This is a genomic window from Streptomyces sp. 1114.5 (assembly GCF_003635085.1).
Taxonomy (GTDB): Bacteria; Actinomycetota; Actinomycetes; order Streptomycetales; family Streptomycetaceae; genus Kitasatospora.
Genome location: NZ_RBXE01000002.1, coordinates 549,108 through 562,292, shown reverse-complemented (window position 1 = coordinate 562,292; position 13,185 = coordinate 549,108). Strand labels below are relative to the sequence as shown.

At 74.3% G+C, this 13,185-nt stretch carries 10 protein-coding genes; 3 read left to right on the top strand and 7 right to left on the bottom strand.

Going from position 1 to position 13,185, the window contains the following annotated elements:
* The first annotated feature begins 542 nt into the window (after positions 1-542).
* The 3 genes from BX285_RS25950 to BX285_RS25940 all read left to right on the top strand — a co-directional run bounded on the left by BX285_RS25950 (position 543) and on the right by BX285_RS25940 (position 4,831).
* Positions 543-2,711, top strand: a complete 2,169-nt coding sequence (locus tag BX285_RS25950) for a DUF4139 domain-containing protein (protein WP_259470790.1) — start codon at positions 543-545, stop codon at positions 2,709-2,711.
* Between the two features lie 2 nt (positions 2,712-2,713).
* The gene (locus BX285_RS25945; RefSeq protein WP_121178352.1) at positions 2,714-4,330 is read left to right on the top strand and encodes a mucoidy inhibitor MuiA family protein; all 1,617 of its coding nucleotides are present in this window, start codon (positions 2,714-2,716) and stop codon (positions 4,328-4,330) included.
* Between the two features lie 138 nt (positions 4,331-4,468).
* Positions 4,469-4,831, top strand: a complete 363-nt coding sequence (locus BX285_RS25940; protein WP_097235696.1) for a DUF952 domain-containing protein — start codon at positions 4,469-4,471, stop codon at positions 4,829-4,831.
* A 66-nt stretch (positions 4,832-4,897) separates the two neighbouring features.
* On the opposite strand, the gene BX285_RS25935 is transcribed toward BX285_RS25940, so the two are convergent.
* The 7 genes from BX285_RS25935 to ald all read right to left on the bottom strand — a co-directional run bounded on the left by BX285_RS25935 (position 4,898) and on the right by ald (position 13,070).
* Entirely contained in the window at positions 4,898-5,905 is a 1,008-nt protein-coding gene (locus tag BX285_RS25935) for a helix-turn-helix domain-containing protein (protein ID WP_179852716.1), read from the bottom strand.
* A gap of 358 nt (positions 5,906-6,263) precedes the next feature.
* The gene (locus BX285_RS25930; RefSeq protein ID WP_097235698.1) at positions 6,264-7,520 is read right to left on the bottom strand and encodes a pseudouridine synthase; all 1,257 of its coding nucleotides are present in this window, start codon (positions 7,518-7,520) and stop codon (positions 6,264-6,266) included.
* Positions 7,521-7,582: 62 nt separating this feature from the next.
* Positions 7,583-8,176 carry an SMC-Scp complex subunit ScpB gene (locus tag BX285_RS25925; protein WP_257033022.1) on the bottom strand — a complete coding sequence of 198 codons (594 nt, stop codon included), beginning with the start codon at positions 8,174-8,176 and terminating at the stop codon, positions 7,583-7,585.
* Positions 8,177-8,541: 365 nt separating this feature from the next.
* On the bottom strand, positions 8,542-9,474 hold the full coding sequence (locus BX285_RS25920) for a ScpA family protein (protein WP_121178350.1): 933 nt from the start codon (positions 9,472-9,474) through the stop codon (positions 8,542-8,544).
* Between the two features lie 358 nt (positions 9,475-9,832).
* A complete protein-coding gene (locus BX285_RS25915) occupies positions 9,833-10,465 on the bottom strand; it encodes a hypothetical protein (protein WP_121178348.1) in 633 nt (210 codons plus the stop codon).
* Positions 10,462-11,529, bottom strand: a complete 1,068-nt coding sequence (locus tag BX285_RS25910) for a ParA family protein (RefSeq protein WP_030245868.1) — start codon at positions 11,527-11,529, stop codon at positions 10,462-10,464. Before BX285_RS25910 ends, BX285_RS25915 begins: the two co-directional genes overlap by 4 nt.
* A gap of 425 nt (positions 11,530-11,954) precedes the next feature.
* Positions 11,955-13,070 (bottom strand): alanine dehydrogenase, encoded by a 1,116-nt coding sequence (gene ald / locus BX285_RS25905; RefSeq protein WP_097235702.1) that lies wholly within the window; start codon positions 13,068-13,070, stop codon positions 11,955-11,957.
* Positions 13,071-13,185: the final 115 nt, after the last annotated feature.

The window sequence follows — 13,185 nt, the reverse complement described above, 5'->3', positions numbered from 1 at the left end:
CCGGGCCCCATCCTCCCTCATCCACTGCGCCGAAGTCCCCACTTACCGCCCGGCAACCACGGCGGCACCGCCCGGCAGCACCCGGCACCGGCAACCGGGGCGGCCCGGCCCCCGTCCCACACAGTGCACACGCCGTACCCGGGAAATCCGACGACGCCCGCACCGAACCCGGGCAGACTGGCCGCCCAGGCAGGCACGAACGGACCAGGCGACCGCTCGAACACCCGCCACCCGACACCCGACACCCGACGAGCGGCCCCGCCGGCACCCGGACACACGAACAGACCGACCCACACGCCCACGGGCAATCCGCACGCCACAAGAAGCGGCAGGCGGCAGGCAACACGCGAACGAAGGGGTTGCGCATGGACGACCAGCACAGCGGCCGCACCGGACGAACCGAACCGCCAACAGGAGCGCCGACCGAACCGCCAACGGGAGCGCCGACGGAACCGCCAACGGGAGCGCCGACCGAGTCGCCGACGGAACCGCCGGCGGAAGCGCCGACCGTACCGGCCCACCCGTCGGTCCTGGACTCCGTCGTGGTGTACGCGGAGGGTGCGCTGTGCCGCCGCCGGGCCACCGTCCCGGTCCCGCCCGGCGGACGGCTGCGCCTCACCGGCCTGCCCACCACCCTGGACGGCCGCTCGCTGCGCGCCCGGGTGATCGCCGGACCGGCCGGCACGGCCGTCACCGAGGCCCGGCTGGAGCCGCGGGCGCAACTCCGCACCCCGGACGAACTCCCGGACCTGCAAAGGGCGTTGGACGAGGCCACCGAACGACTCAGCGCACTCACCGAGCGCCGCCGACTGGTCCTCGCCGCGATCGCCGACACCGCCGCCCTGCGCGCCGTACCACCGCAGCGCCGCCGCGACGAACCGCTGCGCCGTACGCCCGCCGACGCCTGGCTGGAGCTCGCCGACTTCGTCGACGAGCGGCTGGCCGCCCTCCAGGAGCGCGCCGAAGAGCTCAACCGCGAGGTCGAACTCGCCGACCACGAGCGTGACTTGGCCGCCGACCGGCTCGATCGGGCATCCACCGCCGACCGGGCCGAACCGATCGCGACCTCCGCCACCGCCCTGCTCACCCTGACCACCCCCGACCTCGGACCCACCACCCTCGACTCCGACACGGCCCCAGAACTGGAGCTGGAACTGGAACTGGAGTACGGCGTCCCCGCCGCCCGCTGGGTGCCCTCCTACCGCCTCTCCCACCGCAGCGGCTCCGACACCGGCCGGCTGGTCCTGCGCGCCGGTGTCGCCCAGCGGACCGGCGAGGACTGGACGGGTGTGCGTCTCGCCCTCTCCACCGCCGACCTCGACCGCCGCACCGACCTTCCCCGGCTCGCCTCGCTGCGGATCGGCCGCAGCCAGCCCGCCCCGCCGCCCTCCGGCTGGCGGGAACCCCCGGCCGGCCTCTCCGACCTCTTCACCGGCTACGAGTCGGCCGCCGCCGACCGCCCGGCCCCGCACGGCGAGGGGCGCCACCCGGTCCCGGTGTCGGCCGGCATCGCGCCCCGAGCCGCCCACCGCGCCGGCGCCCGCCCGACCGGCCCGCGCCCCGAGTTCTTCAGCGCGCAGGAGAGCACGCCACCCGGCCCCTCCGGCCCGTACGGCGGCGGCACCCTGAACGTCGACGAGCCCCCGTCCGCGGCGGCGCCCCCACCCGCCCCGGGCGGCTTCGCCGGCTACGGCGGCCCGCCCCCCACCACCTTCGCCGCCACCGCCCCCACCGCCCCTGCCGCCCCACTCCCCCAGGCCCCCGGCGGCCTCCGCGCCCGCCGCACCGCGAGCTACGCAGGCCAGGCAGGTCAGGCAGGCCACCCGGGCCACGCAGCCCTCCCCGCCCCGCCCCCGCCCCCCGGCCTCGCCCCGAACGCCACCCTGCTCGACTACCCCGACCTCGTCCTGGCCGGCCCCGACGAACCGCCCGCCCGGCGCGGCACCCTGCACCCCCGTCCCGAACGCCTCGAACGCGAGGAGTTGGACCGGGTCCTCCCCGGCGGCAACCCGGGCGAGCAGGTTCGCCGCCTCCCGCTCCCCCGCCACGCCGTCCCTCCCCGCGAGTCGGCCGGCTCCTTCGACCACCGCTTCGACGCCGTCGCCCCCGCCGACATCCCGTCCGACGGCACCTGGCACACCGTGACGGTGGACGAGATCCCGCTCGCCGTCCTCCCCGAGTACGTCACCGTCCCGGCCGTCGAGGAGAAGGTGTACGCGACCCTGGTGCTCGCCAACCGCACCGACCGCGCCGTCCTGGCCGGCCCGGTCGAGGTCACCGTGGACGACGAGTTCCTGCTCACCGCCGCCCTGCCCACCCTGGCGCCCGGCGGCACCCGGCGCCTGGGCATCGGCGTCACGGAGAGCATCGAGGTGGCGCGCCGCACCGAGCTGCGCGAGTCCACCACCGGCATGCTGAAGGGCAACAGCACCGTGCTCGACCACCGGGTGCACGTCGAACTGGCGAACCGGCTCGGCCGCCCCGTCACCGTGGAGGTCCGCGAGCGCGTGCCGGTCACCTCCGACGCCGAGATCCGGATCGAGGAGCGGGCCGACTGGCACGCGCCGGCCGTCCCCACGCCGGAGTGCCCGACCGGCACCCGGCTCTGGCGGGTGGACCTGCCGCCGGGCGGCCGCACCGAGCTGGACGGCGGCTACCTGATCAAGATCCCGGCCGGAAAGGCCATCGTCGGCGGAAACCGGAGGAACTGACCATGACCGGACCCACGACCGCAGACAAGCCCGGCGCCCACCCGACCTACCACGACCCGGGCGCCACCCCCACCCGCAGAACGCCCCACCCCCTCCCCGTCACCGCCGTCACCTGCCTGGAGGACCGCAGCCAGGTCGAGCGCGCGACGACGGTCGACCTCGCCGCAGGCGTCCAGCGGCTGCGCCTCGGCCCGCTCACCGCCCTCGCCGTCGACCGCACCCTGCGCGCCGAGTCGGCAACCGCGGGCGTACGCGTCCTGGACGCCCGGCTGGTCCGCAGCTGGGCGCCGCGCGCCCCGCAGCCGCCCGGCCCGGACGACTCCGAGCTGCGCCACCGGCTGCACCGGCTGGACGCCGAGAGCCGCCTGGCCGACCAGGCCCGCGCCCGGCTGGAGGCCCGGCTGGCCCTGCTCGCCCAGCTCTCCGCCGACCTGCTGCGCGAGATCGGCGAGGGCGCGGGCGTCGGCGAGCTCGAACGCACCCGCTGGGCCCGCGAGCTGGGCCGGGTGGACGCCGAACGCGAGCGCTACGCCGAGGAGCTGCGCGCCACCCACTCCCGGCTGCGCCGCCTGGAGCAGGAGCGCTCACAGGCCCTGATCGCCCTGGACGAGGCCGAGGAGGACCCGGCCGAGCTGACCGCCCACCTGGAGCTCACCGTCGAGGCGGCGCAGCCCGGCCCGGCCGCACTGACCGTCTCCCACCTGGTGCCCTGCGCGCTCTGGCGCCCGTCCTACCGCGCGACGCTGGACGGCGGCGCCCTGCGGCTGGAGTCGGAGGCGGTGGTCTGGCAGCGCACCGGCGAGGACTGGCCGAACGTCCGGCTCACCTTCTCCACCGCCCGCTCCGCCCTCGCCACCGACCCGCCGGCCGTCGTCGAGGACGTCCTGACGCTGCGCGAACGCACCGAGGAGGAGCGCCGCACGGTCGAGGTCGAGCTGCGCGAGGAGGCGATCAGCAGCCTCGGCCCGTCCGCCGAGGTGCCCGGGGTGGACGACGGCGGCGAGGTCCGGGTGCTGCCCGCCCCCGCGCCGGCGAACGTGCCCTCCGACGGCCGGGCGCACCGGGTGCCGCTGGGCGCCTTCACCGGCCCGGCGAGCAGCGAGTACGCCTGCGCCCCGGAGCTGTCCGCGCTGGTCACCCAGGTGGTCCGGTTCCGCAACGCGGCCGGGCACCCGCTGCTGGCCGGCCCGGTCGAGCTGGTCCGCGACAGCGGCTTCACCGGCCGGGGCGAGCTGCGCTTCACCGCCGCAGGCGCCGACGCCGAACTGTCCTTCGGCAGCTCGGACGGCTACCGGGTGGTCCGCGAGACCGAGGAACGCCAGGCCACCGCCGGGCTCACCGGCCGCCAGACCACCACGCGGACGGTACGGCTGCACCTGTCCCGCTTCTCCGGCCCGGAGGAGCACGACGAGCGGATCGTCACGGTGCGCGAGCGGGTGCCGGTCTCCGAGGTGTCGGCGGTCGAGGTGCGACTGCGCAAGGAGGAGTGCTCCCCGGCGCCGGACTCCTTCGACACCGAGGGCATCGTCCGCTGGGACGTCCCGCTCGGCCCGGGCGCCCGCCGCACCCTCACACTGGTGTACGAGATCTCCGCCTCCGCCAAGGTGGCCGGGCTCTGATCCCGTGCCCACCGAGGACCCACTGCCCCACCGATGACGACCGCCCCCACCGAGGACCCACTGCCCCACCGATGACGACCGCCCCACCGATGACGACCGCTCAGGACCAACCCGGAGACAACGGGTAGAAAAGGAACCATGATCCTCCACCTCGCCCCCCTGGACGACTGGCTGGCCGACCCCGGCCGCCCGTACGCCACCGCCTCGCTGCTCACCGACGGGTTCATCCACTGCTCGGCGGACGAGCAGACGGCGCTCGCGGTGGCCAACGCCTTCTTCGCCGACACCCCCGACCCGCTGATGGTGCTGCTGATCGAGGAGTCGCTGGTGGAGCCGATGGTCAAGTGGGAGGCCCCGCACGGCGCCCCGCCGCCCGGGGCCACCCCCGACGTGCTGTTCCCGCACATCTACGGGCGGCTGAACCGCTCCGCCGTGGTCGGCCTGGAGAAGGTCGAACGCGGCCCCGACGGCCGCTGGGCCTCTCTCACCCCCTGGAGCTGAACGCCGCGACGGCCGAGCCCCACGCCCCCGGCTCCCCACGGAGCCCGGCTCACGACCGCACCCGTCTCACAGCCACCCCCGCTCCCGGGCCGCCATGCCGGCCTGGAAGCGGGTGGTGGCGCCCAGCGACCGCATCAGGCTCTGCAGCCGCCGCTGGGTGGTCCGGGCGCTCCAGCCGAGCGAGCGGGCGATCGACTCGTCGGTGAGCCCGGCGGCGAGCAGCCCCAGCAGCTTGCGGTGGTCGGCTTCGGGCTCCAGCGACGCGTCCCCGGTGCCGATCGCGGCCTGCAGTTGGACCGCGCGCTCCCACTCCGCCTCGAACAGCGTGTCCAGCGCCTGGAGCAGCGCCGAGGGGTGGATGACGTACGCGGCGTCCAGGACGCTGTCGCCGACGCTGATCGGGATGATCGCCATCCGGTCGTCCGAGATGATCATCTTCATCGGCAGCGTGGGCCGGACTCGCGCCTCCTCGCCGTCGGCGACACCGACCAGGATGTTCCTCTCCAGCCGCCCGGGCCAGGCCACCGCCTCCCGGTCGTAGATCGTCCGGAACTTCACGCCCTCGCGCAGCCGGTGCCGCTGCAGCGGCATCGGAGCCACCGGGTCCTGGATGTACGGCGGGCGGTCGAAGCCGCGTACCTGGTACTGGCTGGTCTCGGTGATGTGCTCCAGCCGCTGGGCGATCGCCTCGCCGCCGGTCAGCACCTCCACCGAGTGCGCCGGGTCGGTGTAGCGCGAGGCCTCCCGGAAGGCGTCCATCAGCCGGTGCATCTCGGCCCGGGCGTGCCGCAGTTCGGACTCCCGGTGGCCGATCAGGGTGCCTATCGCGACGTCCGGGGCGACCGGCAGGAACCGCTGCCGGTCCACCGGCGCCCGGGTGGCCATGCCGTGCTGTGACAGCCGCTCCAGCGCGCGCACGCTCTGCTGGAGCGTCAGGCCGCAGCCCTCCGCCAGCTCCTCCGCGGTCGACTGCGGGTTGGCCACCAGCGCCGCGTACACCTGCCCGTCCGGCTCGGCCAGCCCCAGCGCGCCGAGGGCCTGTCCGCCGGCCCGCCCCAGTGGTGCATCGGACACGACGCCCTCTCCCCCTGTTCGCCCCTGATCCGCCCCCACCGGCGCCCGTGCTGGCGCAGTCCCGCCATACGACGGGGTGGTGACCCGGTGGCCATCCTCTGCCACGGATCATGACGCTGACAAGGCCGTGACCAGCGGTTGCGTCCCGGCTCACACGCCCCGCACGCCCCAGCCGCCCCGCAGAGACCCCAGAGACCCCAGAGGCCCCAGAGGCCCCCAGAGGCCCCCAGAGGCCCCCAGAGATCCCAGAGGCCCGCAGAGCGTCCGGAGAGCCGCCGGCGTCCCCGCACGACCCCGAAGGGCCCCCGGCCGCACCGCGGCGACCAGGGGCCCTTCGGGACCACGGGCGAACTGCGGCCTACAGGCCGACCTCGCGCATCAGCTGGCCGACCTCCGGGTTGGTCAGGCGGCGCAGCCAGCCCGACTTCTGGTCGCCCAGGGCGATCGGGCCGAAGTGGGTGCGCACCAGCTTCTCGACCGGGAAGCCGACCTCGGCCAGCATCCGGCGGACGATGTGCTTGCGACCCTCGTGCAGGGTCACCTCGACCAGGTAGTTCTTGCCGACGTTGGAGATCACCTTGAAGCTGTCGGCGCGGGCGTAGCCGTCCTCCAGCTCCACGCCCTGGGCGAGCTGCTTGCCCAGGTCGCGCGGGATCGGGCCCTGGATGGCGGCCAGGTAGGTCTTGGTCACGCCGTAGCGCGGGTGGGTGAGGCGGTGGGCCAGCTCACCGTGGTTGGTGAGCAGGATGATGCCCTCGGTCTCGGTGTCCAGGCGGCCGACGTGGAACAGCCGGGTCTCCCGGTTGGTCACGTAGTCGCCCAGGCACTGGCGCCCGTCCGGGTCCTCCATGGTGGAGACCACGCCGGCCGGCTTGTTCAGCGCGAAGAACAGGTAGGACTGGGTGGCGACGGTCAGGCCGTCCACCTTGATCTCGTCGTTCTGCGGGTCGACCCGCTTGCCCTGCTCGGTGACGAGCTTGCCGTTGACCTCGACCCGGCCCTGCTCGATCAGCTCCTCGCAGGCGCGGCGGCTGCCGATGCCGGCCCGGGCCAGCACCTTCTGCAGGCGCTCGCCCTCGGGCTCGCCGAAGGTCTTGGGCAGCTTGACGGCCGGCTTGTCGTGCCGGGCGAGGACGGCGTCCTCGATCTTGGCCTGCAGCTCGCGCGAGCGCTGCGGCTGGCGGCGCGGGTCGCCGGGCGCCGGCTGGCCCTCACGGCGCGGACGCGGGGCCGGGCCGGGGCGCCGGCCGGCGAAGCCGCCGCGGGCGGGGGTGGCGTTGGGGCCGCCGCCGTACTCGGGGCGGTCGTACTTGCGCTCCTCGGGCCGCAGCGGGCGGTCCGGGTAGCGCCGGTCGTCCCTGCGGTCGTCGCGCCGGTCGTCCCGGCGGCTGTCCCGCCCGTACGAACCGGAGCCGCCGCGCGAGCCCGAACCCGAGCCGCCACGGCCGCCGCCCCCGTAGGAGCCACCGCCGTACGAACCCCCGCGCGCGCCGCCCGAGCCGCCGCGGCCGCCACCGCTGCCGCCGCCGTAGGAGCCGCCGCCCCGGCCCCCGCCCTGTCCGCCGCGACCGCTACCGCCGCCGCTGCTGTTCCTGCCGTTGCCACTGCTACGCATCAAAGTGTCCGTACGTCGTTCCGTCTGGGATGTGCGGTCGTTTCGGCCGACCTCACCGCCCCCTACCGATCGGGCCCGGCCCGACCGGCCTCGCCACTGCCGTCCGCGGCCTGCACGGCAGCGGCGGCGACCGCCTCCGCGATCATCGTGCCCTCCAGGGACTCCGCTTCCACGTCGTCGACCTCGGGCAGGAAGGGAGCAAGCTCCGGCAGCTCGTCCAGGCCGCGGAGCCCCATCCGTTCCAGGAAGTAGTTCGTCGTCCGATACAGGATCGCACCTGTTTCGGGCTCGGATCCGGCCTCTTCCACCAGTCCTCGCTGTACCAGGGTACGCATCACGCCGTCACAGTTCACACCGCGGACGGCGGAAACCCGCGATCTGGACACCGGCTGCCGGTAGGCGACCACCGCCAGAGTCTCCAGCGCGGCCTGGGTGAGCCGGGCCTGCTGGCCGTCCAGGAGGAAGCGGTCGACGGCTCCGGCACAGGTCTCCCGGCTGTAGAACCGCCAGCCGCCGGCCACCAGCCGCAGGTCGAAGCCGCGGCCCTGGGCGGTGTACTCGGCGGACAGCTCGCGCAGCGCCGCGGCCACCTCGGCCCGGGGCCGCTCCAGCACGCCGGCCAGCCGCTCCGCCGCCACCGGCTCGTCCACGACCATCAGGACCGCCTCCAGCTCGGCCCGCAGCCCGGGATCGGCCGGCCCCTCGGCGCCGGAAGTCGACGGAGCCGACTTCTGGTGCACCACCCGCGCGTCCGGGCCCGCCAAGCCCACCGGCTCCACCAGCTCCGCCGACCCCACCGGCCCTGCCGACTCCACAGGCACCACCGGCCCCGCTGACACCACCGGCCCTGCTGACACCACCGGCCCTGCCGACTCCACAGGCACCACGGGCTCCGTCGACCCCACAGGCTCCACCGGGTCCGGCAACAGCGCGAAGGCCGGCTCCAGCCACTCCTCGGCCCGCGGCTGCCCGGGCAGCCCCAGCGGACGCCGCACCGGCCGCCCGCCCTCGTTCCCGCCGCTCATCGCCGCTCGCCCTCCTCCACCTCGCCCGAGCCCTCGCCCGAGCCGTTGCCGCCCGAGCCGTTGCCGCCCGAGGCCGCTCCCGGGCCCTCTCCCGCCGGCCGGTCGAACTCGTCCGTCACCTCGATCACACCCCGGCCCTCCTCGGCCACCCAGCGCACCCGGAGCTCGCCGAGCGCCTCCGGCTGCTCGAAGGCGAGCACCCGCTCCCGGTACAGCTCCAGCAGCGCCAGGAAGCGGGCGACCACGACCAGGGAGTCCGGCGCGTCCTCGACCAGCTGCCGGAACGACGCCTCGCCCAGCTCGGTGAGCAGCCCGACCACCAGCTCGGCCTGCTCGCGCACGCTGACCGGCGGCGTGTGGATGTGGTCCACGTACACGACGGGCTTCGGCTTGGGCTCCATCGCCTTGGCCGCCAGCTCGGCCAGCCGCTGCGGACCGATGGTGATGACCACCTCCGGCAGCAGCTCCGCGTGCCGGGGCTCCAGCCCGACGGTCCGGGGCCGGCGCAGCAGCTCGGCGGCCCAGCGCTCGCCGAACAGCGCAGCCGCCCGCTTGTACGCCCGGTACTGCAGCAGCCGGGCGAACAGCAGGTCACGGGCCTCCAGCAGGGCCAGGTCCTCCTGGTCCTCGACCTCCGCCGCGGGCAGCAGCCGGGCGGCCTTGAGGTCGAGCAGGGTGGCGGCCACCACCAGGAACTCGGTCGTCGCGTCCAGGTCCCAGTCCGGGCCCATCGCCCGGATGTGCGCCATGAACTCGTCCGTGACGGTGGCCAGCGCCACCTCGGTGACGTCCATCTTGTGCTTGGCGATCAGGCTGAGCAGCAGGTCGAAGGGGCCTTCGAAGTTGTCCAGCCGCACCCGGAAGCCGCCCCGCGACTCGGCTTCGGTCGCGCTCTCGGCGGTGGCGGCAGGTTCGGCGGTGCTCGGCATGACGGTCCATCTTCACCCGTCCCCGCACCCCGCCACGCCCCGGGGCCACCGACACGCCGCGTCACCGGGCCCCTCGGACGGCCCGGCGTCCTCCGGAGACGGCCCTCCAGGGCACCGTCACGAGCCTCAGACCCGGGCCACCGGCCCGGAACGCCCCCCGACCGCCCGACGGCCCCGCAACAGCCGACAACGGCCCTCACGCCACGCCGCCGCCCATGAGCCCGGCTCATGACCCTCGGTGTCCCCCGAGGCAGGACAGCCCCATGAGCCCGACTCATGACCGGGGCCCCACAGCCACCGGCTACCGAACTACCGGCCACCGACTACCGGTAGACCGCCCTACCGCCGCGCCGCCGCCCTACCGCCCGCGCAGGCGCCGAACCAGGATGGACGCCTCGCCGCGCTGCTCCAGGTCCGCCAGGACGACCGCGATGGCCTCCCGGACGATCCGCCCGCGGTCCACGGCCAGGCCGTGCTCGCCGCGCAGCACCAGCCGGGTGTGCTCCAGGTCCATGAGCTCCTCGGCGGACACGTACACGGTGATCTTCTCGTCGTGCCGCTCGCGCCCGCTGGGCCTGCGCGGCGCGCGCCCACGCGGCCGGGCGCGCCCGGCGGCAGCGGTCTGCTCCTCGACGGCACCCGCGTGCGTACGGCCCGCCGGAGCGGCCGCGCCCCGGCCGCCTGCGACGCCGGCGACACCCGCACCACCCGCGACGCCCGGAACCGCCGTGCCCCCCGCAACCCCACCGGGCCGCTGGGCGGCCGGCTGCGCCGGCGCCGGAACGGTGCCGGTCATCGACTGCTCCGGCGTCAGCTGCCGGTCGTCCTGGGCGCCCTGGGCGGAGTCGGCGCCCTCGGCACCGTCCTGGCCGTTGACGGTCCGCGCGGTCTCCGGTCTGGATGCCTCGGCAGCCGGACGCGGCGCGAGGGACGGCGACAGCGCCATCCCGCCGGTGGTCCGGAACAGCTCGTCGGCACCCGGGAGACTCACTCGGCGGGGCGGCACCGGTCGAGCACCTCCCTGGCGAGCTGGCGGTAGGCGGCGGCACCGACCGAGTTGGTCGCGTACGTGGTGATGGGCTCGCCGGCGACGGTGGTCTCCGGGAAGCGCACGGTCCGCCCGATGACGGTGTGGAAGACGTGCTCGCCGAACGCCTCGACGACCCGCGCCAGCACCTCACGGCTGTGCACGGTGCGCGAGTCGTACATGGTCGCGAGGATGCCGTCCAGGCGCAGCTCGGGGTTGAGCCGCTCGCACACCTTCTCGATGGTCTCGGTCAGCAGCGCGACACCGCGCAGCGCGAAGAACTCGCACTCCAGCGGCACGATCACGCTGTGAGCGGCCGTCAGCGCATTGACCGTCAGCAGGCCCAGCGAGGGCTGGCAGTCGATGATGACGTAGTCGTAGTCGGGCAGCAGCGGCTTCAGGGCGCGCGCCAGCGCGGACTCCCGCGCCACCTCGCTGACCAGCTGCACCTCGGCGGCGGAGAGGTCGATGTTGGACGGCAGCAGGTCCATGCCCGGCACGGCCGTCTTGAGCAGCACCTCATCGGCCGTCAGGCCCCGCTCCATGAGCAGGTTGTAGACGGTGACGTCGAGCTCCATCGGGTTGACCCCGAGGCCGACCGAGAGCGCGCCCTGCGGGTCGAAGTCGACGAGCAGCACCCGGCGGCCGTACTCGGCCAGCGCCGCGCCCAGGTTGATGGTCGACGTGGTCTTGCCGACGCCGCCCTTCTGGTTGCACATGGCGATGATCTGGGCGGGGCCGTGCTCGGCGACCGGCGCGGGGATCGGGAAGTACGGCAGCGGACGGCCGGTCGGGCCGACCCGCTCGCGGCGCTGGCGCGCGGCGTCGGGGGCCAGCGTGGCGGCGTACTCCGGGTCCGGCTCGTACTCGGCGTCCGGGTCGTCGTAGGCGCCGTAGGCGAACTCGCCGTAGGCCAGGCCGTAGGCCGCCAAGTCGGCGTCGTGATCGGTCACCGTGGTCACCTGCGCTGTGTTCTGGCGTGCTTCGAAAGTGCGGAGTGCGACCGAGCCGACCTCGGCCGAGCCCACGGAGGGCTGCCGGGCCCCGGGCTCCTCACTCGGCTGGGCGGCGGTGTACTGCGCCAGTCCTGGCTGACCACCCCCGGGAGCAATTGTCGACTCATTCACAAGTCGTCTTACCTCCTTGGGCATCCAGGACTCTATGTCGATTCGTCAGCGTGGCAGCATGCCGACGGTTTGCGACTCTAGGCCGTTCAAGGCGTTCGCAGCAACACAATCCACGGTAGTGGGCAGGATGTGTCGACTATCGGGCGGGCTGCTGTCAAGGGATGAGTGGGTCATCTACCCCGACGTTTCTGCGGGCGGGTGACATGACCGACCGAAATTGACGACAGAGCGACCTACCCGGTCCGCCCGCCGTTCACGGGCACGGCGAAGCCCCCGACCCGAAGTCATCGGGTCGGGGGCGAACGACCGCCGTGCGGTCAGGGGGTTCAGGCGAGCACGCTCTCCAGCGAGACCGACTCCAGACCGAAGGCCTCGGCCACGGCCGGGAAGGTGATCTGGCCCTCGTGCACGTTCAGGCCCTTGGCGAGCGCCGGGTCGCGGCGCAGCGCCTCCTTCCAACCGCGGTTCGCCAGCTCGATGACGTACGGCAGCGTGGCGTTGGTCAGCGCGTAGGTGGAGGTGTTCGGGACGGCGCCCGGCATGTTGGCCACGCAGTAGAAGACCGAGTTGTGGACCTGGAAGGTCGGCTCGTCGTGCGTGGTCGGGCGCGAGTCCTCGAAGCAGCCGCCCTGGTCGATGGCGATGTCGACGAGCACGGAGCCCGGCTTCATGCGGGAGACCAGCTCGTTGGTGACGAGCTTCGGGGCCTTGGCGCCCGGGATCAGCACGGCGCCGATGACCAGGTCGGCGTCGAGGACGGCCTTCTCCAGCTCGAAGGAGTTGGACATGATGGCCTTGATCTTCGTGCCGAAGATGCGGTCGGCCTCGCGCAGCTTGTTGATGTCGCGGTCCAGCAGGGTCACGTCGTAGCCCATGCCGATGGCGATGGTGGCCGCGTGCCAGCCGGAGACGCCACCGCCGATGACGACGGCCTTGGCCGGGTGGGTGCCGGGCACGCCGCCGGGCAGCACGCCGCGGCCGCCGGCCGGACGCATCAGGTGGTACGAGCCGACCTGCGGGGCCAGGCGGCCCGCGACCTCGGACATCGGGGCGAGCAGCGGCAGCGCGCCGTTGCCCAGCTGGACGGTCTCGTACGCGATGGCGGTGGTGCCCGAGGCGACCAGCGCGTCGGTGCCGGCCCGGTCGGCCGCCAGGTGCAGGTACGTGAAGACGGTCTGGCCCTTGCGCAGCCGGTGGTACTCGGAGGCGATGGGCTCCTTGACCTTCAGCAGCAGGTCGGCAGTGGCCCACACCTCGTCGGCGGTGGGGAGGATGGTGGCGCCGGCGGCCACGTACTCCTCGTTGGGGATCGAGGAGCCGAGACCGGCGTTGTCCTCGATGTAGACCTCGTGTCCGTTGCGGACCAGCTCATGCACGCCGGCGGGCGTGATGGCCACGCGGTACTCGTGGTTCTTGACCTCGCGGGGGATGCCGACCTTCACGACTGAACACGTCCTCTTGCCATGGGGGTCCCGACCGGAGAAGACCGGTGGGCGACGCGCACGTGGGGAAGCCTCCGGGCAGCCCGGGGCGGGGATCGCTGCGCGACTAGGTCCG